Genomic DNA, 23711 nt, shown 5'->3' with positions numbered 1-23711 from the left:
CGCAGGCAGGAGGTGCTGTGGATCTGGTCCTGACCCTCGTCCTCAGCGTCGTCGCCGCCTGCGCCGTGCTGACCCTCCCCGGACTGCCGCTGGTGGCGGCCCTGCGCCCCCGGCCCCTCACCGCCGTGGCGCTGCTGCCGGCGGTCTCCACCGGCATCGTCACCGTCGCGGCCGAGCTCGGCTCCCGCGAAGGCATCCCGTGGACCCCCGCCTCCCCGCTGGTGCTCGGTCTGCTGATCGCCCTGCCCGCCTGGGTGGTGCGCTGGATCAGCGCACGGCATCGGCGCGACGTCCCCCGCGGCGGGTCCCGCGCCGTCGGTCCGGACCGCCGGGTGGTGCAGGCCGCGATCCTCGGGGGCGTCGGTCTCGGCGCCGCGACCGTCATCACCCGGGCGCTGCTGCTGATGGGGCGGATCGACCAGGTCAGCCAGACCTACGACGCGATCTTCCACCTCAACGCGGTGCGGTGGGTGCTGGAGCATCAGGACGCCTCCGCCTGGACGGTCGGCGCGATGACCCGTCTGCCCGGGCGGGCGACCTACTACCCGGCGGCCTGGCACCAGCTGGCGTCCCTGGTGGCGCAGCTGAACACCGGGGACATCGTCCTGGCCAGCAATGTGCTGATGCTGATGCTGGGGGCACTGGTGTGGCCGATCGGCGCGGTCGCCCTGGTGCGCACCGGCACCACCGCCGGGCCCGTCGGGCTGTTCATCACGGGCGCTCTGGCGGGGATCGCCCTGACGTTCCCGCAATGGATGATGTCGTGGGGTCTGCTGCTGCCCTACCTGCTCGGCACCAGCCTGCTGCCCGCGCTGATGCTGATGATGCTGCAGGTCGTCGGGCATGTCCCGGTGGCGCGGCAGCGCCTGTCCGCCGCGGCCCTGATCGTCCTCACCCCGCTCGTGGTCCTCGCCGCCGTCGCCTCCCATCCGCAGACGGTCTTCTCCGCCCTCACCCTCGGCGTGCCGGTGCTGGTGTGGCTGACCCTCGCGCGGCTCACCGACCTGCTGTGGGACCGCCACCACTGGGTGCGGCGCAGCGGAGCCCTGCTGCGGGCGCTGCTGCCGGCGGTGGTGGCGATCGGCGCCGCCCAGTGGGTGTGGCCCGCGTTCCGGGTGTCCCGGGAATCAGCGATCTGGGAGGCGAACACCTGGGGCCGCCACGCCGTGTGGCAGGGACTGTCCCTGGCCGGGAACATGGCCACACCGGTCACCGTCGTCCTCGTGCTGGTGATCGTCGCCGGCGCCGCGCTGCTGCTGTGGGGGAAGGGTCGCTGGCTCGGTGCCGGGTTCGCGGCGGCCGTGGCGATGTACTGGCTGGCGGCGGCCGGTCAGGACGCCGAACTGCGGTACGAGCTGACCGGCCCCTGGTACAGCGACATCTACCGCATCGCCGCCCTGCTGCCTCTGCTGGGGATCCCGCTGATCGGGGCGGGCGCCGACTCCCTGGTGCACCTGGTGCGCCAGTGGCGTCCACGGCTGCGTCTGCCGTGGCCGGCGGTGGTGGCAGCCGCGGTGGCGCTGGTGCTCGCCGGGACGCTCTCCCCCGCCGCCCGGGTGAACGATGACCCCGCCGGGCGCCAATGGGCCTCCGAGGACCTCCTCACCCCCGATGAACGGGCCCTGTTGGAGCAGCTGCCGCAGCTGGTCCCCGAGGACGCCATCATCGCCACCAACGCCTGGAACGGCAGCTCCCTCGCCTATGCGATCGGCGACCGGCAGGTGCTCAACACCTTCGTCAGCTTCGAGGCCGAGCCCCGGGTGCACCTGCTGAACGCCCGACTCGACGAGGCCGCGACCGACCCCGAGGTGTGTCTGGCCGCGCAGCAGCTCGGCGTGGACTACGCCCTGGACTTCGGACCTGACGAGCTGTGGGACAAGCGGGCCACCTACACCGGACTCAACGAGATCGCGGAGACCGGGGCCGCTCGCGAGGTGGCACGCGTCGGGGACGCCTCCCTGTGGGAGATCCTGCCCTGCCGCGGCCCCGATGGTTCAATGATCGGATGATCACCGCCGACGCCCGCGCCACCGCCCTGGACCTCGCCGATTTCGTCACCGCCTCCCCGAGCTCCTTCCACGCGGTCGCGGAGGCCGCGCGGCGTCTCGAGGCCGCCGGGTTCACCCGGCTCGACGAGCGCGAGGACTGGACGGCGGTCGACGGCGACCGGTACGTGGTGCGGGATGGCTCGATCATCGCCTGGCATCTGCCGCAGGGCGCCGGGGCCGACACGCCGTTGCGGATCGTCGGCTCCCACACCGATTCCCCCGCCCTGAAGCTGAAGCCGCTGCCGCGGCTGGGTGCGGAGGGGTTCGCCCAGGTGGGGGTGGAGATCTACGGCGGACCGCTGCTGAACTCGTGGCTGGATCGGGAGCTGCGTCTGGCGGGGCGGCTGGTGCTGCGCGACGGCCGTGAGGTGCTGGTGGAGACCGGCCCCGTGCTGCGGGTGCCGCAACTGGCGGTGCACCTGGACCGGCAGGTCAACAGCGAGGGCCTGAAGCTGGACCCGCAACGGCATCTGCAGCCGGTGCTGGGGCTCGGAGACATCGACCCGATGCAGGTGCTCGCCGAGGCCGCCGGGGTGGCCGCCGACGACGTGCTCGCCACCGATGTGCTCACTGTGCCCGCGCAGGAGCCGGCGCTGTTCGGCGCCGACGAGGAGTTCCTCGCGAGCCCCCGCCTCGACAACCTCGTCTCCGTGCACGCCGAAGTGGAGGCCCTGATCGCCGTGGCCCGCGCCGAGCAGGCGGGCCCCGCGCCGATCGCAGTGATGGTCGCCAACGACCACGAAGAGGTCGGCTCCGCCACGCGCTCCGGGGCCGGTGGCCCCTTCCTGGAGGACGTCCTGGTGCGGATGCACGCCGCGCTCGGTGGTGATGATGCCTCGCTGCGACGTGTGTTCGCGCAGTCGCTGGTGGTCAGCGCCGACGCCGGGCACGCCGCCCACCCGAACTACCTGGAGCGCCACGACCCGGTGGCACGGCCGCGCCTGGGCGGCGGCCCCATGCTGAAGATCAACGCGCAGCAGCGCTACGCCACCGACGCCGTCGGGGCGGCGGCATTCCTCGCCGCCTGCGAGTCCGTCGAGGTGCCGGTGCAGCGGTTCGTCTCGAACAACGCCATGCCCTGCGGCTCCACCATCGGACCGATCACCGCCACGCGACTGGGCATGACCACCGTGGACGTCGGCATCACCCTGCTGAGCATGCACTCCGCGCGGGAGATGTGCGCGACGGTCGACCCGGAGCTGCTGCAGCGGGCGTGCCGGGCGGTGCTGTCCGGCGCGGGCGCCTGACGGGGGTGCGCGCGGTCGTGCCCGGGCGCGCTCAGACGATCCCGACGGCCCGCTCCACCGCATCGCGGGCGGCGATCGCCCGCCGGGTGGAGTCATGCTCGGGACCGAGCTCGCGCAGGGTGTCCTTGACCAGCTCGTCGACCTGGTAGACGGCGTCCTCGCCGCGGCCCTCCGCGGCGGCGGCCTCCGCCAGCTGGGAGCGGACCTCCACCACCTCCGGGTCGGTCGGCTCGGCGTGCTCCAACAGCTCGATCAGCCGCAGCGAGAGCTCATGGGACGGGGCGGGGCTCATGCGGTCTCCTGTGGGTCAGGGGTGCGGGTCTCCTCGGTCAGCCGCGGTGGCACGGTGCGGTCCAGCCGCATCCACTCGTGGGAGACGTTCTCCTCGTGCACCGAGCCGAGATCCACCCCGAAGACGGTGTGGAACGCCCGCACGTACTCGTCGGCATGGCCGTTGTGGGCGAGTTCCCGGGCCCGGGCGGTGGGGGCGTGCATCACCCGCGCCATCACCCGTCGGACGCTGCGCTCCACCTCGTCGGCGGCCTCATCGGAGAGCGTCTGCCGCAACCGGCTGGACTCGGCATCGAGGGCCTCCTCGACGGCCTCCCGCAGCGCGGTGACCGCCGGATCCACCTGACGGGCGCGGCGGAGGGCCCCGAAGGCGTCCACCCCCTCGGCGATGATGCTCTGCGCCGTGGCGAGGGCCGGGGCGGCCACCGCATCGGTGCCGACGGCGAGATCCTCCAGGCCGATCACCCGCACCTGCGGCAGCTCCCGCACCGCCGGGTCGAGATCGGAGTGCAGGGCCAGGTCCAGCACCACCACGGGGCGGTCAGCGAGGTGCTGCGGCCGCAGCACGGCGCCGCGGCCGGAGGCCGCGAGGATCAGATCGGCCTGCGCCGCCACCTGCAGATCGTCGGCGGCCAGCGCGTCATGCCGCTCGGCGAAACCATCGGCCCGGCCGCTGCCGGAGAACACCTGCACCATGCCGGCGCCGCGACGATGCAGCTCGGCGATGCCCAGGCGGGCATAGGCGCCGGTGCCGATGATCAGCACGCGGGCGCCGACCAGGGACCGGCCCGAGGCGGCCAGGGCGGTCTCGGCGCGGTCCAGGGCCACCGACACCCCGGAGCGGCCCGCGGCACCGACGGGGGCCTCGCGGGCCACGCGCTTCGCATGCCGGAACCCCACCTGGAACAGGTCGTGCAACATGCTCGTGGTGCGACCGGCCGACTGCGCCCGGTCGAAGGCGCCGCGAACCTGACCGGCGATCTCCGCCTCCCCCAGCACGATGGACCGCAGACCGGCGGTCACCTCATACAGGTGCTGGCTGACGGGGGCGTCGACGGCGGTCTCGAAGCACATCGGCACCATCTCGCGGTCCAGGCCGCTGGTGCGGTGCACCGCCTCGACCACCACATCGATGCCGTCATGGAAGCGGCGGGTGTCGAGGTACACCTCGAGGCGGTTGCAGGTGGCGACCACGACCCAGCCGTCGAGCACGGGCTCGGTCCCCTCGGCCCCGGCGCGTTCGGCCTCGACGGCGGCGATGGTGGCATCCAGCTCGTCGACGTTCCGGGTGAGCGCATCGAGCACCCCGAGGTCGAGGCGCTCGTGGGTGGCGCGGAGGGCGACGAGCATGCCCGCGATCGTATCGGGGTCCTGACGCGGAGCGTGCACAATGGTGAGCGATGGAACGGAACGGCACGTCAGAGGCCCTTTTTGGTGACGCCGCGTCAGCTTCCGCGACGGGGGTGGACCCCGCAGCGGACCCGCTGGTCGAGCGGCTGCTGGGGCACGCGGTGGACGCCCCGCCGTCGGTCTGGTTCATGCGCCAGGCCGGCCGATCCCTGCCCGAGTACCGGAAGGTCCGCGAGGGCATCGGCATGCTCGACAGCTGCGTGCGTCCCGATCTGGTGGCGGAGATCACGGTCCAGCCGGTGCGCCGCCACCGCGTCGATGCGGGGATCTTCTTCTCCGACATCGTCGTGCCGGTGATGCTCGCCGGGCTGCAGGTGGAGATCCAGCCGGGCCGCGGCCCCGTCTTCGCCCACCCGGTGCGCACCGAGGCCGACATCGACGCCCTGCCGGTGCTCGGCGAGGACTTCGAGGCGGCGCTGGAGCCGATCCGGGAGGCCGTGCGGCGCAGCATCGCGGAACTCGGCACCACCCCGCTGATCGGTTTCGCCGGGGCGCCGTTCACCGTGGCGAGCTACATGGTCGAGGGCGGGCCCAGCCGCGACCACCTGCGCACCCGTGCCCTGATGCGCTCCCGTCCCGACCTGTGGGACCGACTCGCCTCCTGGGTGGCGGAGGTCTCCGGCCGCTTCCTGCACGCCCAGGTGCTCTCGGGAGCCCGGGCGGTGCAGCTGTTCGACTCGTGGGTCGGGTCGCTGTCCTCCGCGACCTACCGGACGCATGTGCAGCAGCACTCCGCCGCGACCCTCGCGCACGTCGCCGACCTTCCGGTGCCGCGGATCCACTTCGGCGTCGGCGCCGGTCACCTGCTGGAGGACATGCACGCCGCCGGCGCCACCGCCATGGGTGTCGACCACCGATTGCCGCTGGATGAGGCCGTGCGGCGTCTGCCGGCCGGCACCGCGGTGCAGGGCAACATCGACCCGGCCGTGCTGTTCACCGACGAGGCGACCCGCCGGGCCGAGGTGCAGGACGTGCTGCGTCGCGGCCGGGGCGCCGCCGGGCACGTGGTGAACCTCGGCCACGGGGTGCCGCCGGAGACCGACCCGCAGGTGCTCACCGACCTCGTGGCGATGATCCATGAGGGCGTGACCGAGGAGGGGACGCGCCCGTGAGAGTGGTGGTCGTCGGCGGAGGCATCACCGGGCTGCTCGCCGCCCGGCAGCACGCGGCGGCGGGGCACGAGGTGGTGGTGCTCGAGGCGGAGGACGCGCCGGGAGGTGCGGTCGCCGCGGTCGAGCTCGGCGGTCTGCCCGTGAACGCCGGGGCGGAGGCCTTCTCCGTGGCCGGCGGCGCCGTGGAACGCCTCGCCACCGAGCTCCGGTTGCCCACGGCCGCGCCCCGCAGCGGCCTGTCCAGCCGTCTGGTGTCCGCCGACGGGGTGCATGTGGCACCGGGCGGTGGGGTGCTCGGCATCCCCGGGGACCTGTCCGATCCCGCGGTGCGGGCGGTGCTCGGGCGCCGCGGCACCTGGCGGGCCCGGCTCGATGCCGTGCTGCCCGCCCGGATCGGCGACCGGCCGGGTGTGACGGTGCAGCAGCTGGTGCGCCGCAGGATGGGCCGCGCCGTCGCCGATCGCCTGGTGGCGCCGTTGGTCGGCGGGGTACACAGTGCCGACCCCGCCACCCTGGACCTGGAGGCGGTCGCCCCCGCCCTGCTGCCCGCGTTGCGGGAGCACGGCAGCCTCGCCGCCGCCGTCCGGGCCCTGCGCACCGGGGGCCGCTCCGGTCGCCCGGGCGAGGCGAGCGCCGGGACGGCGGTGCGGGCGATCACCCCCACCATGGCGGAGCTGCCCGCGGCCCTCTCCCGGGACCTCGATGTGCGCACCGGCCGGCGCGTCACCGCGGTGCAGCGGGGGGCCGACGGCGACTGGGCCGTCGCGGCGGAGGACGGTGAGACTCACCGCGCCGATCACCTGGTGCTGGCGCTCTCCCCCGCCGCCTCCCGGGTGCTGCTCGCGCAGGCCGCGCCGCGGCTCGCGGCCGCGATCCCCGAGACCCCGGCCGCTCCGGTCCGCCTGGTGGCGCTGCTGCTGGACGCCCCGGCGCTCGACGACTTCCCCAGCGGCACCGGCGCGCTCGTCGCCCCGCACACCCCCGGTATCCGCGCCAAGGCCCTCACCCACGCCAGTGCCAAATGGGAGCACGTGCAGCAGGCCGCGCAGCGCGCCGTCGGCCCCCACGGCCACGTGGTGCGGCTGTCGTACGGGCGGCCCGGGGAGGAGCTGCCCGCCGAGGACGGCCTGGTCGATCTCGCCCTCGCCGACGCCTCCGCGATCCTGCAGGTTCCACTGACCCGTGCGCAGCTGCGGGACGCCCGCATCATCACCTGGCCGGAGGCCATGCGGCCGCCGCGCCGCGGACACCGGCAGTCCCTCACGGACCTGGATGCGGCCCTCGAGGACGAGCCGCGGTTGGAGCTGGTCGGCTCCTGGCGCGCCGGTCCGGGCCTGGCCGCGATCGTCACCGCCGCGCAGCGCCGCGGCACCCCCACCCCGCACACCCTGCCCACCAGGAAGGACACCCCCGATGAGTGAGATCATCCGCTACACCTCCTACACCGTCTTCCGGCGGATCTCCGGCCTCGGCGACGACGGTGACGTCACCGCCGAGCAGGTCTCCGCGGCCCTCGCCGACACCGTCTCGCTGATGGAGGCGGAGGGCGCCGAGGTGCTGGGCTTCTACGACGCCTCCGCCTTCCGCGCCGAGGACGACCTCATGCTGTGGCTGGTGGCGGAGAAGCCGGAGGCGCTGCAGGGAGCCCTGCGGGAGTTCGAGAACTCCCTGCCCGGCACCTGGCTGACCCGGGAATGGGCCGCCGCCGGGGTGCACCGCCAGGCCGAGTTCACCGCCTCCCACATCCCCAGCTTCATGGACACCAAGCGCACCCGGGAGCGGTGGATCACCGTCTACCCCTTCGTCCGCTCCTACGAGTGGTACCTGCTGCCGGAGGAGGAGCGCCGGGAGATGCTGCGCGAGCACGGGATGCTCGGCCGCGACTACCCGCAGGTCAACGCCAACACGGTGGCGGCCTTCGCGCTCGGTGACTACGAGTGGCTGCTGTCCTTCGAGGCGGAGGAGCTGCACGACCTCGTCGACATGATGCGCCACCTGCGCTACTCCCAGGCCCGCCGTCACGTGCGCGACGAGCTGCCCTTCCACGTCGGCCGTCGCCTCGACACCCTCGACGACGTCGCCGCCCTCCTGGTCTGACCCCGGAAGGAGACCCCCATGAGTGATCTTCCCGCGCCCCTCGCCGTCCCGAAGGACAGCGAGACCCACTGCCGCCGCGGCACCCCGCGCGACTACGACGCCGTGCTGCTGGCGTCCTTCGGCGGGCCCGAGGGCCAGGACGACGTCATCCCGTTCCTGCGCAACGTCACCCGCGGCCGCGGGATCCCCGACGAGCGCCTGGAGGAGGTCGCCGGGCACTACCGCGCCCTCGGCGGCGTCTCCCCCATCACGGCGCAGAACCGTGCCCTGATCGCCGCCCTGGAGGCGGAGCTCGCCTCCCGGGGTCTCGACCTGCCCGTGTACTTCGGCAACCGCAACTGGGCGCCGTTCGTCACCGACACCGTGCGGCAGATGCACGCCGACGGGAAGCGCGCCGTGCTGGGCCTGGTCACCAGTGCGTACTCCTCGTACTCCAGCTGCCGCCAGTACCGGGAGGACTTCGGCATGGCACTGGAGGAGACCGGGCTGGACCTCGCCATCGACAAGGTCCGGGTGTACTTCAACCACCCCGGGTTCCTCGACCCGGTGGTCGACGGCACCCGCGCCGCCGTGCAGGACCTGCGCGCCGAGGGCCATGAGCGCCTCCACGTGCTGTTCTCCACGCACTCCATCCCCACCGCCATGGCCGAGGCCTCCGGCCCCGCGGAGACCCGGCGCGCGGGCAGCGGCGGCTGGTACGTCGAGCAGCACCTCGCGGCCTGCCGGTACGTCGCCGAGCAGATCGGGGAGGACATGCCGCCGTGGCAGCTGGTGTACCAGTCCCGCTCCGGTGCGCCGCACGTGCCGTGGACCGAGCCCGACGTCAACGACGTGATCGAGCAGCTCGCCGGGGACGGCACCGCCGATGCCGTCGTGGTGGTGCCGATCGGTTTCGTCACCGACCACGTCGAGGTGGTGTGGGACCTCGACACCGAGGCGAAGGAGACCGCCGCCGAGCAGGGCATCGGCTTCCGCCGGGTGCCGACCTCCGGCAGCGATCCCCGCTTCGTCGCGGCCCTCGCCGACCTGATCCAGGAGCGCCTGGACCCGTCGTTCCCGCGCCGCGCCGTCACCGACTTCGGCATGACTCCCGACGTGTGCGGTCCCGAGTGCTGCGTCGGCCGGATGGCCCGCCCGACGACCAGCGCTGTGGACTCGCCCCGATGACCCGCCGCCTGCGGCTCGGCACCCGGGCCTCCGCCCTCGCCCTCGCCCAGTCGGGCACGGTCGGGGCGGCGGTCGTCGACGGCGACGGCGACCTGGAGCTGGTGCACGTCCACTCCCACGGGGACGTGGACCGCACCAGTCCCCTCACCCGCATCGGCGGCACCGGCGTGTTCGTCACCGCGGTGCGGCAGGCGCTGCTGGACGGGGAGGTCGACCTCATCGTCCACTCCTGCAAGGACCTTCCCACCGCCCCCGCCGACGGCATCGCCCTGGCCGCGGTGCCCGCCCGCGAGGACGTGCGCGACGTGCTCTGCGGCAGCACCCTCGAGGAGCTGACGCCGGGGGCGCGGGTCGGCACCGGGTCACCGCGCCGCGCCGCCCAGCTGCTGCGCCACCGTCCCGACCTGCAGGTGGTCGGGATCCGCGGGAACATCGACACCCGCCTAGCGCGGGCGATCGGCCCGGACGCCGACCTCGACGCCGTGGTGCTGGCCGCGGCGGGGTTGCGCCGCCTGGGCCGGGAGGACGCCATCGCGGAGGCCCTCGACCCCACGGTGATGCTCCCGGCGCCCGCCCAGGGTGCCCTCGCCGTCGAGTGCCGCACCGAGGACCTCACCTCCTGGTTCGGGCGGCGGCTCGCCGAGCTCGACGACCCGGCCGCCCGCGCGGAGGTCACCGCCGAGCGCACCCTGCTGCGGACCCTCGAGGCCGGATGCGCCGCCCCCGTGGCGGCCCTCGCCCGCGCCGGGGCCGACGGCACCCTCACCCTGCAGGCACGCGTCGGCGACGGCCGCACCCTGCTGGAGGGCGAACGGGCGCTGCCCCGCAGTCTCACCGGCGGTGCCTCCGACGAGGAGAGCGCGATCCGGCTGGGTGCGGAGCTCGCCCAGGAGCTGCTGGAACGCGGCGCCGCCGACCTCATCGCCGGGGCCGCGGAGGACCTGCTGCGATGACCCTGCGGCCCCGCCGGGCGTTGAGCCTGCGGCCACCCCGCCCCGCCGGCCCCGGGAATCTCCTCGGTGAGCATCTCGCCGCCGCCGGGTGGGAGCTGGTGGAGCGGCCCGTGCTGCGCCTGGAATCGTCCGACCCGGTGGTGCTGCGGCCCGCTGTGGCGGCGCTCGCCGCCGGCCGGTACGCGCTGCTGGTGGTGCCCGATGCCCGCAGCCTCGACGCCGCCGTGTGGGAGGTCCCCGCCGACACCCGGGTGCTGGCGCTCGGACACACCGCCGCGGAGACCGCCTGGGAGCACGGGCTCACCGCCGCCCAGCGGGTACCGCGGTCCCCCGCCGCGCTCGCCGCGGCCGCCGGGGCACCCACCGGTCGGGCCCTGTTGCCGCGCGGTGCCACTTCCGGTGCGGCCCTCGCCCGCGCCCTGCGGGCCGCCGGCTGGGAGGTCGACAAGGTCACCGCCTACGGGCCGGTGGAACTCACCCCCGATCTGCCCGCCGACGTCGACGCCGTGATCGTCACCGCCCCCTCGCAGGTTCGGCGCCTGGCGGATCTCCTGACCACCGGTGCCGCGCCGGAGCCGCTGCGCACCATCCCGCTGGTGGCGATCGACACCGCGACCGCCGAGGCCGCCCGGCGGGCCGGACTGTCCGTCGCGGCGGTCTCCGAGGACGGCGCGGAGACCTCCCTCGCGGCCGCCGTGCGTACGGTGGGGGCATGAACACCACGCCCACCCTGCCGCCCGTGCTGCTGCTGCGGCCCGCCGACCGACCCGGCCGTCTGGCCGAACTGCTGCCGTTCCCGGTGGAGCACCACCCCGCCCTGGAGCTGCGCCTCGAACACGACACGGATCTGCGGGAGGCCGTCGCGGACCTGCGCGCCGGCGCCTTCGACCACCTGGTCCTCACCAGCCCCGCCGCCGTGCAGGCCCTGCAGGCGCTCGACGCGACGGTGCCGGCAGGCACCGAGGTCTCGGCGGTCGGGGAGACCACCGCGCAGGCCGCCCGGGATGCCGGCTGGGCGGTGACCCGCACCGCCGCCGGCACCGGTGCCGCCCTGGTGGAGGCCATGCCGGCGGGGCCCTCCCGGGTGCTGTTCCCCGCCAGCTCCGCCGCCGCGCCCACCGTCCGTGAGGGTCTGACCGCCGCCGGGCACACCGTGCAGCAGGAGATCGCGTACCGGCCCCGTAGCCTGCCGCTCGGCCCGGAGGTGGTGGCGCGCCTGCGCACCGGCGGGTTCGCAGCCGTGGTGCTGACCAGCGGCATGATCGCCCGGATGGTCGCCCAGCTGGCCATCCACCGCTCCATCAGCGTGGTGAGCATCGGGCCGGTCACCACCCGCGCCGCGCAGGAGGCCGGCCTCACCGTGCACGCCGAAGCCGCCGCCCCCGGCGATGAGGGCCTCGCCGCAGCGATCCTGTCGGCCATGGAGATCGAGGAGTCCTGATGCAGCGTCCCGTCATCCGTCCCCGCCGTCTGCGCGCCACCGCGCCGCTGCGCAGCCTCGTACGGGAGCACACCGTCCGCGCGCAGGACCTGGTGCTGCCGATGTTCGTGCGGGAGGGGGCGAGGGATCCCCGCCCCATCGCCTCCATGCCCGGCGTGGTGCAGCACACCGAGGACACCCTGGTCGCGGCGGCCGTGGAGGCCGTGGAGCGCGGCGTCGGCGGGCTGATGCTGTTCGGCATCCCCGAGGAGAAGGACGCCCGTGGTTCCGGGGCCGACGACCCCCAGGGGGTGCTGAACCGGGCGCTCGCGCGGCTGCGCCGCGAGCTCGGGGACGACACGGTGCTGATGGCCGACCTGTGCCTGGACGAGTTCACCGACCACGGGCACTGCGGGGTGCTCGACGACGCCGGGCGCGTCGACAACGACGCCACCCTGGAGCGGTACGGCGCCATGGCCCTCGCCCAGGCGGAGGCCGGGGCGCACCTGCTGGGGCCGTCGGGGATGATGGACGGGCAGGTCGCGGCGGTGCGGGAGGTGCTCGACCAGGCGGGACACCGGGACGTCGGCCTGTTCGCGTACACCGTGAAGTACGCAAGCTCCTTCTACGGGCCGTTCCGGGAGGCCGTCGACTCCAGTCTGCAGGGCGACCGCCGCACCTACCAGATGGACCCGGGAAACCTGCGCGAGGCCCTGCACGAGCTGGAGCTGGACCTCGCCGAGGGCGCCGACCTGGTGATGGTCAAGCCCGGCCTGCCGTACCTCGATGTGCTGCGGGCAGTCGCGGAGGTCTCCCCGGTGCCCGTCGGCGCGTACCAGGTCTCCGGCGAGTACGCCATGATCGAGGCCGCCGCCGCCCAGGGCTGGATCGAGCGGGACCGTGCCGTGCTGGAATCCCTGCTGTCCTTCCGTCGCGCCGGGGCCACCACGGTGCTCACCTACTACGCGAGCGAGGTCGCGGGCTGGCTGCGCGACGGCCTGCCCGAGCAGCTCGCCGAGTTCTCCTGACCCGATCCGCGCCCCACCCGAGGAGATTCCCATGCCGCAGTACGCCACCCCCACGCCCGGAGGCCTATCCGAGGAGCTGTTCGCCCGCGCCCGCCGCGTCATCCCCTCCGGGGTGAACTCGCCGGTGCGTGCCTTCGGATCCGTCGGCGGCACCCCGCCGTTCCTGGCCTCGGCCCGGGGTGCGCTGCTGCAGGACGTCGACGGCCGCGAGTACGTCGACCTGGTCGGCTCCTGGGGGCCGATGATCCTCGGGCACGCGCATGACGCCGTGGTGGAGGCGGTGCGGGAGGCCGCCGGCCGCGGCCTGTCCTTCGGGGCGCCACAGGCCGGGGAGGTGAACCTGGCCGAGGCCGTCATCGACCGTATCCGGCCGGTGGAGTCGCTGCGGCTGGTCAACTCCGGCACCGAGGCGACCATGAGCGCGCTGCGTCTGGCCCGGGCGTTCACCGGGCGCGATGTGATCGTGAAGTTTGCCGGTTGCTACCACGGCCACGCCGACGCCCTGCTGGCGGAGGCCGGCAGCGGCGTCGCGACCTTCGGCATGCCCGGCAGCGCGGGCGTGACCGCCGCCGCCGCGAAGGACACCGTGGTGCTGCCGTACGGCGACGTCGATGCCCTGCGCACCCTGATGGCGACCCGCGGCGGGGAGATCGCCGCGATCATCACCGAGGCGGCCCCCGCGAACATGGGGGTGGTGGCGCCGCCGACCGTCCTCACCGAGGACGGCCGCGAGATCGGCTTCAACCAGCTACTCGCCGAGACCGCGCATGCCGCCGGCGCCCTGCTGATCTCCGATGAGGTGCTCACGGGCTTCCGCGCCTCCCGGGAGGGCCACTACGGGCTCGACGGCAGCGAGGAGTGGGCCCCGGATCTGCTGACCTTCGGCAAGGTGATCGGCGGGGGTCTGCCGGTCGGCGCCTTCGGCGGCCGCGCCGACGTCATGGCCCTGCTGGCACCGGCCGGTCCCGTGTACCAGGCGGGCACGCTCTCGGGGAACCCGCTGGCGACCGCTGCGGGTCTGGCCACCCTCGCCGGGCTCGACGACGCCGCCTACGTGCAGCTGAACCGCGCGGCCGACGTCCTCACCGGCATGGTCGGCGAGGCGCTGACCGCCGCGGGAGTGCCCCACGTCATCCAGCGCACCGGCACCCTGTTCTCGGTGTTCTTCCGCGACCGGCCGGTGGTGACGTACGAGGACGCGAAGGATCAGGACACCGCCGCCTTCTCACGGTTCTTCCACAGCCTGCTCGACGCCGGGGTGTACCTGCCGCCGTCGGCCTTCGAGGCGTGGTTCCTCTCCACCGCCCACGACGACGCGGTGCTGGACCGGATCGGCGAAGCCCTGCCGGCGGCGGCCCGGGCCGCCGCCGCGCAGGGCTGAGCGAGGATCGGGGCGGACCCTCCACGCGTCGCACCTGGCACGGGTCGCACCTGACACGGGTCGCACCTGGCACGCGTCACACCAGAGCGTGGAGGATTTCGTGGGGAATCGGACTGCGATTCCCCACGAAATCCTCCACGCTCGCGCCACTGCGCGGGGTTGACCAGGTGCCACTGCGCGGAGTGGCCCGGGCGCCGTCAGGCGGTCGCGAGAGCCGGGGCGGCCTGAGCGCCGCCGGTGGCCTCGTCGAGACCGGACAGCAGGGCCTCGACGGAGGCCTTGGCGTCGCCGAACAGCATCTCGGTGTTCTCGTGGAAGAACAGCGGGTTCTGCACCCCGGCGTATCCGGCACCCATGGAGCGCTTGAACACCACCGTGCGGCGGGCCTCCCACACGCGCAGCACCGGCATGCCCGCGATCGGCGAGCCGGGCTCGGTGGCGGCGGGGTTCACGGTGTCGTTCGCCCCGATCACGAGGACCACGTCGGTGTCGGCGAAGTCGTCGTTGATCTCGTCCATCTCCAGCACGATGTCGTACGGCACCTTGGCCTCCGCCAGCAGCACGTTCATGTGCCCGGGCAGGCGGCCCGCCACCGGGTGGATGCCGAAGCGCACCTCGGTGCCGCGGGCTCGCAGACGCTCCGTCAGCTGGGCGACGGGGTACTGGGCCTGCGCCACCGCCATGCCGTAGCCGGGCACGATGATGACACTGCGGGCCGCGGCGAGCTCCTGCGCCACCTGCACCGCCGTCGCCTCGTGGATCTGCCCGTCCACCTGCTCGGAGCCCGAGGAGGACTCCGCCCCGAAACCGCCGAGGATCACGGAGACGAAGGACCGGTTCATGGCCTTGCACATGATGTAGGAGAGGATCGCGCCGGAGGCGCCGACCAGCGCGCCCGTCACGATCAGAACGTCGATGCCGAGCATGAAGCCGGCGGCGGCCGCCGCCCACCCGGAGTACGAGTTCAGCATCGACACGACCACGGGCATGTCGGCGCCGCCGATCGCGGCCACCAGGTGGATGCCGAGCGCCAGCGCGATGAGGGTGATCAGCACCAGGCACAGCGCCTGCAACCACACCACCGGGACGACGGTGAAGACCACGCCGAGCAGCAGAGCCACCAGCAGCGCCCCGAGGTTCAGCCAGTTGCGGCCGGGCAGAGTCAGCGGCTTGCTGGGCAGCCTGCCGTTGAGCTTGCCGAAGGCGACGAGGGAACCGGTGAAGGTGACCGCACCGATGAGCACCCCGAGGAACACCTCGACCAGGTGGATGCGATCGGGACCGGTGGCGAGCTGCGCGGGCACCGATTCGATGAACGAACCGAAGCCGACGAGCACCGCGGCCGCACCGACGAAGGAGTGCAGCAGCGCCACCAGCTCCGGCATCCCGGTCATCTCGACCTTCAGCGCCCGCCACAGGCCGATGGCGCCTCCGATCAGCATGGCGACCACCACCAGGGCGGCCGACAGCGTGAGGTTCCCGGCGGAGCGGTCGGGGGCGTAGACGAAGGACTGGACCAGCGCGGCGACCAGGGCGATCGCCATGCCGGTGACCCCGAAGGCGTTGCCCATCTTCGAGGTCTCGTGGGTGGACAGCCCCGCCAGCGCCAGCACGAACAGCACGGCGGCGACGAGGTACGAGGCGTTGAGCGCCCCGGCGAGCATCAGCGGGTCCATCTCAGCCCCTCCTGAACATGGTGAGCATGCGCTGGGTGACGGCGAAGCCGCCGACGATGTTGATCGTCGCGATCAGCATCGCCAGGAAGGCCAGTGCTTTGACCAGCAGGTTGTCGCTCGTGATCTGGAGGATCGCGCCGACGATGATGATGCCGCTCACGGCGTTGGTGACGCTCATGAGCGGGGTGTGCAGGGCGTGGCTGACGCGCCACACCACGTAGTACCCGACGATCACGGCGAGGGCGAACACCCAGAAGTGCCCGAGGAACGCGGCCGGGGTGACCAGCGACAGCAGGATGAACGCGAGCCCGCAGGCGACCACGGCGGCGTAGGTGAGCTGCCACGGTCGCGGGGCCTTCGCGGGGGCGGCCTCCGCCGCGGGCGCCGCGGTCGAGCCCGACCCGGCGGCCCCGGCAGCCCCCCCGGCGGGAGCAGGAGTCGCGGCGACCTGCACCGGCGGCGGCGGGAACAGCACCTCCCCGGCGTGGGCGACACACATGGTGCGCTGCACGACGTCCTCGAGATCCAGCACCAGCTGCCCGTCCTTGCCGGGCGTCAGCAGCTTCAGAAGGTTCACGAGGTTCGTGCCGTACAGCTGGGAGGACTGCCCCGGCAAACGCGAGGGCATGTCGGTCCAGCCGATGATCGTCACCCCGTTGTCGGTGGTGACGGTCTCCCCGGGGCGGGTCAGCTCGCAGTTGCCGCCACCGAGGGCGGCGAGGTCCACGATCACGCTGCCGGGTTTCATCGCCGCGACCATCTCGGCCGTCAGCAACCGTGGGGACGGTCTGCCGGGGATCGAGGCGGTGGTGATGACGATGTCGGCCAGGGCGGTCTGCTCGGCGTACAGTTCCGCGGCGCGGGCGGCCTGGTCGGCGCTGGCCTCCTTGGCGTAGCCGTCGGAGGACACCTGCTGTTCGGCGCCGCGGATCGCCACGAACTCGGCGCCCATGGAGCGCACCTGCTCGGCGGTCTCGGGCCGCACGTCGGTGGCCTTCACCTGGGCGCCCAGCCCGTTGGCGGCACCGATCGCCGCCAACCCGGCGACACCCGTGCCGATGACGAACACGGTGGCGGGCGGCACCTTGCCGGCGGCGGTCACCTGACCGGCGAAGAAGCGGCCGAAGCGGGAGGCGGCCTCCACCACGGCGCGATAGCCGGAGATGTTGGCCATAGAGCTGAGGGCGTCCAGGGACTGGGCGCGGGAGATGCGCGGCACCATGTCCATGGCGAGGGCGGTGACGCCCTGCGCCCGGAGCGCCTCCACCAGCTGCGGATACTGCGCGGGATGGAGGAAGGTGGCGAGCACGGCGCCCTGGCGCATCCAGGAGACCTGCTCGCGGGTGGGTTCATTGACACCCAGGACGATGTCGCTGCCCCAGACCTCGCGCTCATCGTCGGTGATGCGTGCGCCGGCGTCGCGGTAGGCGGAATCCGGGAAGGCGGCGCGTTCCCCGGCTCCGGACTCCACCAGGACGTCATAGCCCAGGGTCAGCAGCGCCGTCACGGTGGCGGGCGTCGCAGCGGCGCGACGCTCCTCGGGGGCGGCCTCACGGCCGATCGCGATCTGCATACCCCGATCCCAGCACCACCGGGACTGGGGTCCCGGGACCTTCGGCCCCGGTGCAGGTCAGGGGCGGCGATGCCTCTCGATCGCCATCTCGTAGTAGCGCAGCAGGTCGTCGGAGGCGTTGTCCCAGGAGTACTTCTCCGCCTCGGCGCGGGCGTTCTCGCGGATGCTGCGGCGCAGCTCGGGATCGCCGAGGCGGTTCAGCGCCGCATCGAGGGAGGCCTCGTCGTCGTGGTCGAACAGCAGGCCGTTCACCCCGTCGGTCACCTGCTCGAGGGTGGGGCCGGAGCGGGCGGCGACCACCGGCAGGCCGGAGGCCATGCCCTCGAGGATCACCAGGCCGAGGGTCTCCGTGACGGAGGGGAAGACGAAGGCGTCGGCGGAGGCGAAGGCACTGGCGAGCTCCTCCCCCTCCAGGAAGCCGGGGAACAGGGTGTGGGTGCCGGCGAACAGCTCCACGAGCTCCCGCCGGTACGGGCCGTCGCCGACGATCGCGAGCGCCACGTCGTCCCGTCGATCCATCATGGAGCGCAGACGGTGGATCTCCTTCTCCTTCGCCAGGCGCCCGACGAACACCAGCAGTTTCCGCTGCGGCTGCCCCTGGGTGAGGCGCTCACGCATCTGCGCGGAGGCGAAACGCGGGTGGTGGGCCTCGGTGTCCACGCCCCGCCGCAGCACGTGCAGACGTGGGATGCCGTGGGACTCGAGCTCCTGCTTCATGGCCTCGGAGGTGGCGAGATTGAGATCGGCCAGGGCGTGGTTGCGCTTGATCTGCCACCACACGGCGGGCTTGCCCCAGGTCCATCCGCGGTACAGGTCCATGTACCGCGGCAGGTGGGTGTGGTAGCTGGCGACCAGCGGGATGCCCTGCCGGTGCGCGGCGTAGGCCCCCGAGCTGGCCAGCAGGATCGGCTGGGCGGCATGCACCACGTCCGGGTGGAAGCCGCGGATGATGCCGTCGACCGTGGGGCTCGGCAGGGTGAAGCGCCGGTGCTTGTAGAACGGCAGCGTGACAGGGCGGACGCCGACGATCCGCGCCCCGTGGTGCTCGTACACGCCGAGATCCGGCGCCACCACCATCACCTCGTGGCCGAGGTCCACGAAGCGTTCGACGGCGTGCCGCAGGCGCGTCACCACCCCGTCGACGGAGGGGACGAAGGTCTCGGTGACGAGGGCGATGCGCACGGGCGGTCCTTTCGTGGGGGCCTCAGGGCCGTCGCCACCCTATGTCGTCCCCGGTCTGCGTGCGGGACCGGCGGCGCCCGACAGCACGGGGAGACGGCGCGCGGGCGACCCGGCGGTCGTGGATATGACCTGCATCACTCGACCCTCAGGTGTGACACACCGCTGAAAAATGCTCGGATGGACCGAGTCGACCGATTCGTCCCGCGACGCGTGGGACGCCAGATTTATGAAGACTCCCTGGAGGATCCCATGCCGAACGCCACCCAGCCCAGCCGCCGCGCCCTTCTGCGCGGTGTGTCGTGGACCGCGCCGACCGCGGCCGTGGCGATCGCCACCCCCGCCCTGGCGGCCTCTCAGGTGAAGGCCGGGGCGGAGTACGGCCTGTTCGTCACCACCGGCATGAACGGTGGCACCGTGGGGTACAACGGCACCGACAACACCGGCACCATCCACCCCACCTCCCCCACCGCCTACTTCTCCGCCGTGAAGGCCGGGAACAACCCCGACAGCGACATCAACTGGAATGACGCCTCGCAGTGCTACACGAACTCGGGCCTCTTCCGGAATGGTGAGGGGTCGTTCACGCCGGTGACGAACTCGGCCTCCGGCGCGAACGGCGCCTATGCGACCTCCTCCGGCTTCTGGTGGTCCGTGCCGACCACGTCTGCGTACACGGGGACCGGCTATGTCGCGGGGTCGACCGCGACGCTGCAGCCCGGCGCCACGTTCATCACCGAGGTCGAGGTGATCATCCCGGCCGGCCCGAACGCCATGTGGACGGCGCAGAACATCCGCATCGCTGGGCAGTTGTGGAACAAGGCCCTCAGCAGCACCCGAACTACCGTCAATCGCACGACCGCTACACACCTGGCGTTTCAAACCCTTGCTGGCTCCTGGTCGATCACGGCCCCGACCATCACCACGCTGGCCGACGGCTCGGTGAGGGTCACCGGCACCATCACCTACAAGACAACGGCGACCCAGACCGCTTCAAAGGTTATCCAGAGCGGCACGATCTACTACGGGCAGACGGAGATCATGCCGGCCACCATCCAGGTGAGCCCGAGCTACGGCTGGACCTCCTTCTCGCTCACCAGCTACGTCCAGTCGGCGACCATCAGCTACACCGGTCAGCCCGCCGGGATGGCCTCCAGCACCACGCTGACCAATCAGCTCATCACGACCTCGACGGTGTACAACAAGGCCTGCTGAGGCCCCCACGTCGTCACCACACGACAGCGCCCCCGGCCGATCGGCCGGGGGCGCTTCGTCGTCAGCGGGTCACTTCCAGGTGACCGTCGGCATCACCAGCTCGCGCTTCACGCGATCGGTGTTCGCCTGGGCGACCTTCAGGATCTCCGCCAGGTGCTCGTCGGTCAGCAGGTGCGGCTCCAGACCGAGGTCCAGCAGGTTGGTGTTGACGGCGTGGTAGTAGTGGTCGTACTTCTCCACGCGCGGATTCTCGATGTGGTCGATCGAGACGTCCAGGCCGAGGTCGGTGGCGACCTTCGCGACCTTCTGCGCCAGCTGCTCCACGGAGAACTGCTCGGTGAACTGGTTGAACACGCGGAACTCGCCACGGTCGGCCGGGTTCTCGCAGGCGATCTCGATGCAGCGCACGGTGTCCTGGATGTTCAGGTAGCCGCGGGTCTGCGAGCCGTTGCCGTACACCGTCAGGTCGTGACCGATGGCCGCCTGGATCAGGAAGCGGTTCAGGGCAGTGCCGAACACGGCGTCGTAGTCGAAGCGGTTCACCAGGCGCGGATCGAGGCGGGTCTCCTCGGTCTCCAGGCCGTACACCACACCCTGGTTGAGATCGGTGGCGCGGATGCCCCAGATGCGGCAGGCGAACATGATGTTGTCGCTGTCGTGCACCTTGGTCAGGTGGTAGAACGAGCCGGGCTGCTTCGGGAACGGCAGGCGGTCCTTGCGCCCCTTGTGCTCGATCTCGATCCAGCCCTCCTCGATGTCGATGTTCGGCTGGCCGTACTCGCCCATGGTGCCGAGCTTGACCAGGTGGCAGTCGGGGGCGAACTCCTTCATCGCGAACAGGACGTTGAGGGTGCCCTCGACGTTGTTGCGGTGGTTCTCGATCGCGTGCTCGCGGTCGATCATCGAGTACGGGGCGGAGCGATGCTCGGCGAAGTGCACGAAGGCATCGGGCTGCGCGCGGAACAGGTCCGCCGCGACCTCGTAGTCGGTGAGATCACCGATCACGACGTCGATGGTCTTCCCGGAGACCTCCTTCCACGCGGCCACGCGCTCCTCCAGCGGGAGGATCGGGGTCATCGAGTTGGACCCGAGCTCCTCATCGATCTCGCGCCGCACGAGGTTGTCGACGATCGTCACCTCATGGCCCTTCTGCGAGAGGTAGAGCGCGGTGGGCCAGCCGCAGAATCCGTCTCCGCCGGCGACGACGATCTTCATGGTCGGGTTCCTCCAGGAGGTCAGGACGAGGGCAGGACAGGGTGTCCTGCTAAACCTAGTCCGTTGCGGCCGTGCGCGCAGAACCCCGCGGACCAGCCGGTGAACAGCAGGGGAACAGCGCCCGTCAGGAGGTGCTGGCCGCGGTGCCGAAACGCTCCAGGATCTCGTCGGTCACGCGCGGCCACAGCTCGGCATGCTGCGGGCCGAAGGGCTCCGGCCCCAGGTACGCGGCGGCGAGCCCCCGCTGCGGATCCACCCACAGGAACGATCCTGACTGCCCGAAGTGCCCGAAGGTCTGGGGGGAGCTGGCGCTGCCGGTCCAGTGCGGCGCCTTGCGGCCCCGGATCTCCACACCGAGCCCCCAGGTGTTGTCCTCCTGCCGACCGAAACCGGGCAGCAGCCCCGGGATACCGGGGAACTGCACCGTGGTCGCCTCCGCCCACAGGTCCGCCGGCAGGAGCGTCGGGCGGAGCATCTCGCGGCCGAGGGCGAGGAGGTCCTCGACGCTCGCACGGTAGTCCTTCGCCGGGGAGCCGGAGGGGTCCAGGCGGGTGAGGCCCAGGGGCTCGGCCACCTGGTCATGGACCCACTCCCCCGGTTCGTATCCGGTGGACTCCTCCAGGTGTCGGCCGAGGATCTCGAAGCCCGCATTGGAATACATGCGGCGCGCCCCGGGGGCGGCCAGCACGGTCGGGGCATCGAAGGCCAGGCCCGCCGCATGCGCGAGCAGATGCCGCACCGTGCATCCCTCCGGACCCGCGGGGTCCTCCAGACTCAGCTGCTCCAGGGCGACGGCACGCAGCACCCCGAGGGCGGCGATCGGTTTGCTGACGCTGGCCAGGGGGAAGACCTGCTCGACGGGACCCTCCAGGTGGAGGGTGCCGTCGGCGTCGGTGACGCCGAGGGCATGGCCCACGAGAGGAACGGCACAGGTCAGCTGAGAGGTGTCGGCAGTGTCCACCCCCGTACGATCGCACGCACCGGGGGAGGTCCTTGCACTTCCCCCAAGAACAGGTAATGATCTTGCCACGCCCCTACCAATCACGGGTACCGGGCGCGTCGTCCCGACATCACGACCTCCGAGGGGGAGATCCGTCATGACGCCCGTTCCGCTGCTGCCGGTCACCGGCCCGACCGCCGACGGCACCACCGAGCAGCCCCTGCTCAGCCGTCGCGCCCTGGGCGTCGGCGGCCTGGTTCTCGGCGCCGCCCTGACCTCCGGGGCGACGGTGCCGGTGCTCGCCGGTGGCCCCACCCTCAAGCGCGGCATGAAGGGCACCGCCGTCACGACCCTGCAGAAGCGCCTGAACGCCCTGCGGTTCTGGTGCGGCACCCCCGACGGCACCTTCGGCCATCTCACCCAGCAGGCCGTCTGGGCGCTGCAGAAGGCGGCCGGTCTCGGCCGCGACGGCGTCGTCGGCCCGAAGACCTGGGCCGTCCTCGACCGCGGCATCGTTCCCGCGCGGCGCATCACCTCCGGCACCGGCATCGAGATCGACAAGTCCCGCCAGCTGCTGATCTGCACCTCCCAGGGGCGCCTCGGCTGGATCCTGAACACCTCCACCGGCAGCGGCGAGCGGTACTACAGCGGTGGCCGCTGGAAGACGGCCACCACCCCGTCCGGCGACTTCCGCATGTTCCGCTTCCAGCAGGGCTGGGTCACCGCTGCCCTCGGCAGGATGTACCGCCCGGCGTACTACGACCGGGGCTGGGCCGTGCACGGTTCGAGCTCGATCCCGACGTACCCCGCCTCGCACGGGTGCGCGCGGATCTCGACGGCGGCCTCCGACCACCTGTGGCGTCTGAACTGGTTCGTCAGCGGCCGTCGCGTGCTGGTGTACTGACCGGTCGACCACCCACGGCGTTCACGACTCCTGCACAGCACTCCCGCGACCCCTTCGCCGCCCCACCCGGGGTACGGCGGAGGGGTCGCGGTAGATTGGACCGGTGACGCGTCCGCCCACCCGGGCCGCGTCGACCCCCAGCGACACCGGAGGCAGACCGTGGGAATCCTCGACCGGCTCGAGCGCGGCCTCGACCGCGGCGTGACGAGCGTGTTCTCCCCCGGCCGGGGCCAGCTCAAACCGCTGGACCTCGCCCAGGGCCTGCGCCGTGAGTGCGACGACCAGATCCAGGTCCTCGACCGCGACCGCACCCTCGCACCCAACACCTACGTGGTGTACCTCCATGGCGCCGATCTGGAGCGCTTCGCCTCCTGGCAGGACACCCTGGTCGAGGAACTGGAGCGGGCCCTGGTCGAGCACGCCGAGCACAACAGCTACCTGCTCGCCGGTCCCGTCAGCGTCACCATCGAGCGCGACGACGAGGTGCGCGCCGGTCGCTTCGAGACCGAGTCGCGCACCGAGCGCGGCAGCGCCGCCCCCGCCACCGGCGGCAGCGTCGGTCACCCGATCGTCGAGATCGACGGCCAGCAGTACCTGCTCACCGGCGAGGTCACGGTGCTGGGCCGCGGCGGGGACGCCGACATCATCCTCGACGACACCGGCGTCTCCCGGCACCACGTCGAGCTGCGCACCGCCGGTGACGGCACCATGGTCGCCACCGACCTCGGCTCCACCAACGGCACCTGGGTCGACGGCGAACGCATCCACACCCCCGCGGTGGTGCGCGACGGCTCCGTGCTGCGGATCGGCCGCACGCGCCTGACCGTGACCCTGCCCGCGACCCCGGACCTCTGA

General features: G+C 72.6%; 21 protein-coding genes. 14 read left to right on the top strand and 7 right to left on the bottom strand.

Annotation, left to right across the window (positions count from 1 at the left end; all coding sequences use genetic code 11):
• Positions 1 to 17 precede the first annotated feature (17 nt).
• Both JSY14_RS08850 and JSY14_RS08845 read left to right on the top strand, forming a co-directional pair.
• Positions 18 to 2009 carry a DUF6541 family protein gene (locus JSY14_RS08850; protein WP_259558412.1) on the top strand — a complete coding sequence of 664 codons (1992 nt, stop codon included), beginning with the start codon at positions 18 to 20 and terminating at the stop codon, positions 2007 to 2009.
• Positions 2006 to 3295, top strand: a complete 1290-nt coding sequence (locus JSY14_RS08845; RefSeq protein ID WP_259558411.1) for a M18 family aminopeptidase — start codon at positions 2006 to 2008, stop codon at positions 3293 to 3295. Before JSY14_RS08850 ends, JSY14_RS08845 begins: the two co-directional genes overlap by 4 nt.
• A gap of 31 nt (positions 3296 to 3326) precedes the next feature.
• Here the strand turns inward: JSY14_RS08845 and JSY14_RS08840 are convergent, their stop codons facing one another.
• Positions 3327 to 3587, bottom strand: a complete 261-nt coding sequence (locus JSY14_RS08840) for a hypothetical protein (RefSeq protein ID WP_259558410.1) — start codon at positions 3585 to 3587, stop codon at positions 3327 to 3329.
• Positions 3584 to 4936: a glutamyl-tRNA reductase gene (locus JSY14_RS08835; RefSeq protein WP_259558409.1), complete on the bottom strand. Its 1353-nt coding sequence runs from the start codon at positions 4934 to 4936 to the stop codon at positions 3584 to 3586. Before JSY14_RS08835 ends, JSY14_RS08840 begins: the two co-directional genes overlap by 4 nt.
• A gap of 50 nt (positions 4937 to 4986) precedes the next feature.
• Here JSY14_RS08835 and hemE point away from each other — a divergent pair, with 50 nt between their 5' ends.
• The 9 genes from hemE to hemL are packed head-to-tail and all read left to right on the top strand — an operon-like array spanning position 4987 to position 14154.
• Positions 4987 to 6108: a uroporphyrinogen decarboxylase gene (hemE, locus tag JSY14_RS08830; RefSeq protein WP_259558408.1), complete on the top strand. Its 1122-nt coding sequence runs from the start codon at positions 4987 to 4989 to the stop codon at positions 6106 to 6108.
• On the top strand, positions 6105 to 7529 hold the full coding sequence (locus JSY14_RS08825; RefSeq protein ID WP_259558407.1) for a protoporphyrinogen/coproporphyrinogen oxidase: 1425 nt from the start codon (positions 6105 to 6107) through the stop codon (positions 7527 to 7529). Before hemE ends, JSY14_RS08825 begins: the two co-directional genes overlap by 4 nt.
• Positions 7522 to 8205 carry a hydrogen peroxide-dependent heme synthase gene (gene hemQ / locus JSY14_RS08820; RefSeq protein ID WP_259558406.1) on the top strand — a complete coding sequence of 228 codons (684 nt, stop codon included), beginning with the start codon at positions 7522 to 7524 and terminating at the stop codon, positions 8203 to 8205. Before JSY14_RS08825 ends, hemQ begins: the two co-directional genes overlap by 8 nt.
• A gap of 18 nt (positions 8206 to 8223) precedes the next feature.
• A complete protein-coding gene (locus JSY14_RS08815; protein WP_259558405.1) occupies positions 8224 to 9372 on the top strand; it encodes a ferrochelatase in 1149 nt (382 codons plus the stop codon).
• Positions 9369 to 10325, top strand: coding sequence for a hydroxymethylbilane synthase (hemC, locus tag JSY14_RS08810; RefSeq protein WP_259558403.1), 957 nt, complete (start codon positions 9369 to 9371; stop codon positions 10323 to 10325). Before JSY14_RS08815 ends, hemC begins: the two co-directional genes overlap by 4 nt.
• Complete coding sequence (locus tag JSY14_RS08805) at positions 10322 to 11041, top strand: uroporphyrinogen-III synthase (RefSeq protein ID WP_259558395.1); 720 nt, start codon at positions 10322 to 10324, stop codon at positions 11039 to 11041. The genes hemC and JSY14_RS08805 overlap by 4 nt, the downstream gene beginning before the upstream one ends.
• Positions 11038 to 11766 carry a uroporphyrinogen-III synthase gene (locus JSY14_RS08800; RefSeq protein WP_259558394.1) on the top strand — a complete coding sequence of 243 codons (729 nt, stop codon included), beginning with the start codon at positions 11038 to 11040 and terminating at the stop codon, positions 11764 to 11766. The genes JSY14_RS08805 and JSY14_RS08800 overlap by 4 nt, the downstream gene beginning before the upstream one ends.
• The gene (gene hemB, locus JSY14_RS08795; RefSeq protein WP_259558393.1) at positions 11766 to 12773 is read left to right on the top strand and encodes a porphobilinogen synthase; all 1008 of its coding nucleotides are present in this window, start codon (positions 11766 to 11768) and stop codon (positions 12771 to 12773) included. Before JSY14_RS08800 ends, hemB begins: the two co-directional genes overlap by 1 nt.
• A gap of 31 nt (positions 12774 to 12804) precedes the next feature.
• Positions 12805 to 14154 (top strand): glutamate-1-semialdehyde 2,1-aminomutase, encoded by a 1350-nt coding sequence (gene hemL, locus JSY14_RS08790; RefSeq protein WP_259558392.1) that lies wholly within the window; start codon positions 12805 to 12807, stop codon positions 14152 to 14154.
• Between the two features lie 197 nt (positions 14155 to 14351).
• Here hemL and pntB read toward each other — a convergent pair whose 3' ends face one another.
• The 3 genes from pntB to JSY14_RS08775 are packed head-to-tail and all read right to left on the bottom strand — an operon-like array spanning position 14352 to position 18585.
• Positions 14352 to 15830 (bottom strand): Re/Si-specific NAD(P)(+) transhydrogenase subunit beta, encoded by a 1479-nt coding sequence (pntB, locus tag JSY14_RS08785; RefSeq protein WP_259558391.1) that lies wholly within the window; start codon positions 15828 to 15830, stop codon positions 14352 to 14354.
• Position 15831: 1 nt separating this feature from the next.
• Positions 15832 to 17403: a Re/Si-specific NAD(P)(+) transhydrogenase subunit alpha gene (locus tag JSY14_RS08780; RefSeq protein ID WP_259558390.1), complete on the bottom strand. Its 1572-nt coding sequence runs from the start codon at positions 17401 to 17403 to the stop codon at positions 15832 to 15834.
• 57 nt (positions 17404 to 17460) lie between these two features.
• On the bottom strand, positions 17461 to 18585 hold the full coding sequence (locus tag JSY14_RS08775; RefSeq protein ID WP_259558389.1) for a glycosyltransferase: 1125 nt from the start codon (positions 18583 to 18585) through the stop codon (positions 17461 to 17463).
• A gap of 249 nt (positions 18586 to 18834) precedes the next feature.
• Here JSY14_RS08775 and JSY14_RS08770 point away from each other — a divergent pair, with 249 nt between their 5' ends.
• Positions 18835 to 19797 carry an amino acid oxidase gene (locus tag JSY14_RS08770; RefSeq protein WP_259558388.1) on the top strand — a complete coding sequence of 321 codons (963 nt, stop codon included), beginning with the start codon at positions 18835 to 18837 and terminating at the stop codon, positions 19795 to 19797.
• Between the two features lie 69 nt (positions 19798 to 19866).
• Here the strand turns inward: JSY14_RS08770 and JSY14_RS08765 are convergent, their stop codons facing one another.
• Positions 19867 to 21012, bottom strand: coding sequence for an NAD-dependent epimerase/dehydratase family protein (locus JSY14_RS08765; RefSeq protein ID WP_259558385.1), 1146 nt, complete (start codon positions 21010 to 21012; stop codon positions 19867 to 19869).
• A gap of 124 nt (positions 21013 to 21136) precedes the next feature.
• Positions 21137 to 21973, bottom strand: coding sequence for a serine hydrolase domain-containing protein (locus JSY14_RS08760; RefSeq protein ID WP_259558383.1), 837 nt, complete (start codon positions 21971 to 21973; stop codon positions 21137 to 21139).
• A gap of 136 nt (positions 21974 to 22109) precedes the next feature.
• Between JSY14_RS08760 and JSY14_RS08755 the strand changes: the two genes are divergently transcribed.
• Positions 22110 to 22856, top strand: coding sequence for a L,D-transpeptidase family protein (locus JSY14_RS08755; protein WP_259558382.1), 747 nt, complete (start codon positions 22110 to 22112; stop codon positions 22854 to 22856).
• 159 nt (positions 22857 to 23015) lie between these two features.
• Positions 23016 to 23711, top strand: coding sequence for an FHA domain-containing protein (locus JSY14_RS08750; RefSeq protein WP_259558380.1), 696 nt, complete (start codon positions 23016 to 23018; stop codon positions 23709 to 23711).

This window comes from Brachybacterium sillae, from assembly GCF_025028335.1.
GTDB classification, from domain to species: Bacteria; Actinomycetota; Actinomycetes; order Actinomycetales; family Dermabacteraceae; genus Brachybacterium; species Brachybacterium sillae.
Note: the sequence above shows the minus strand (reverse complement) of the source record. Positions and strands in the feature narration are given on the sequence as shown.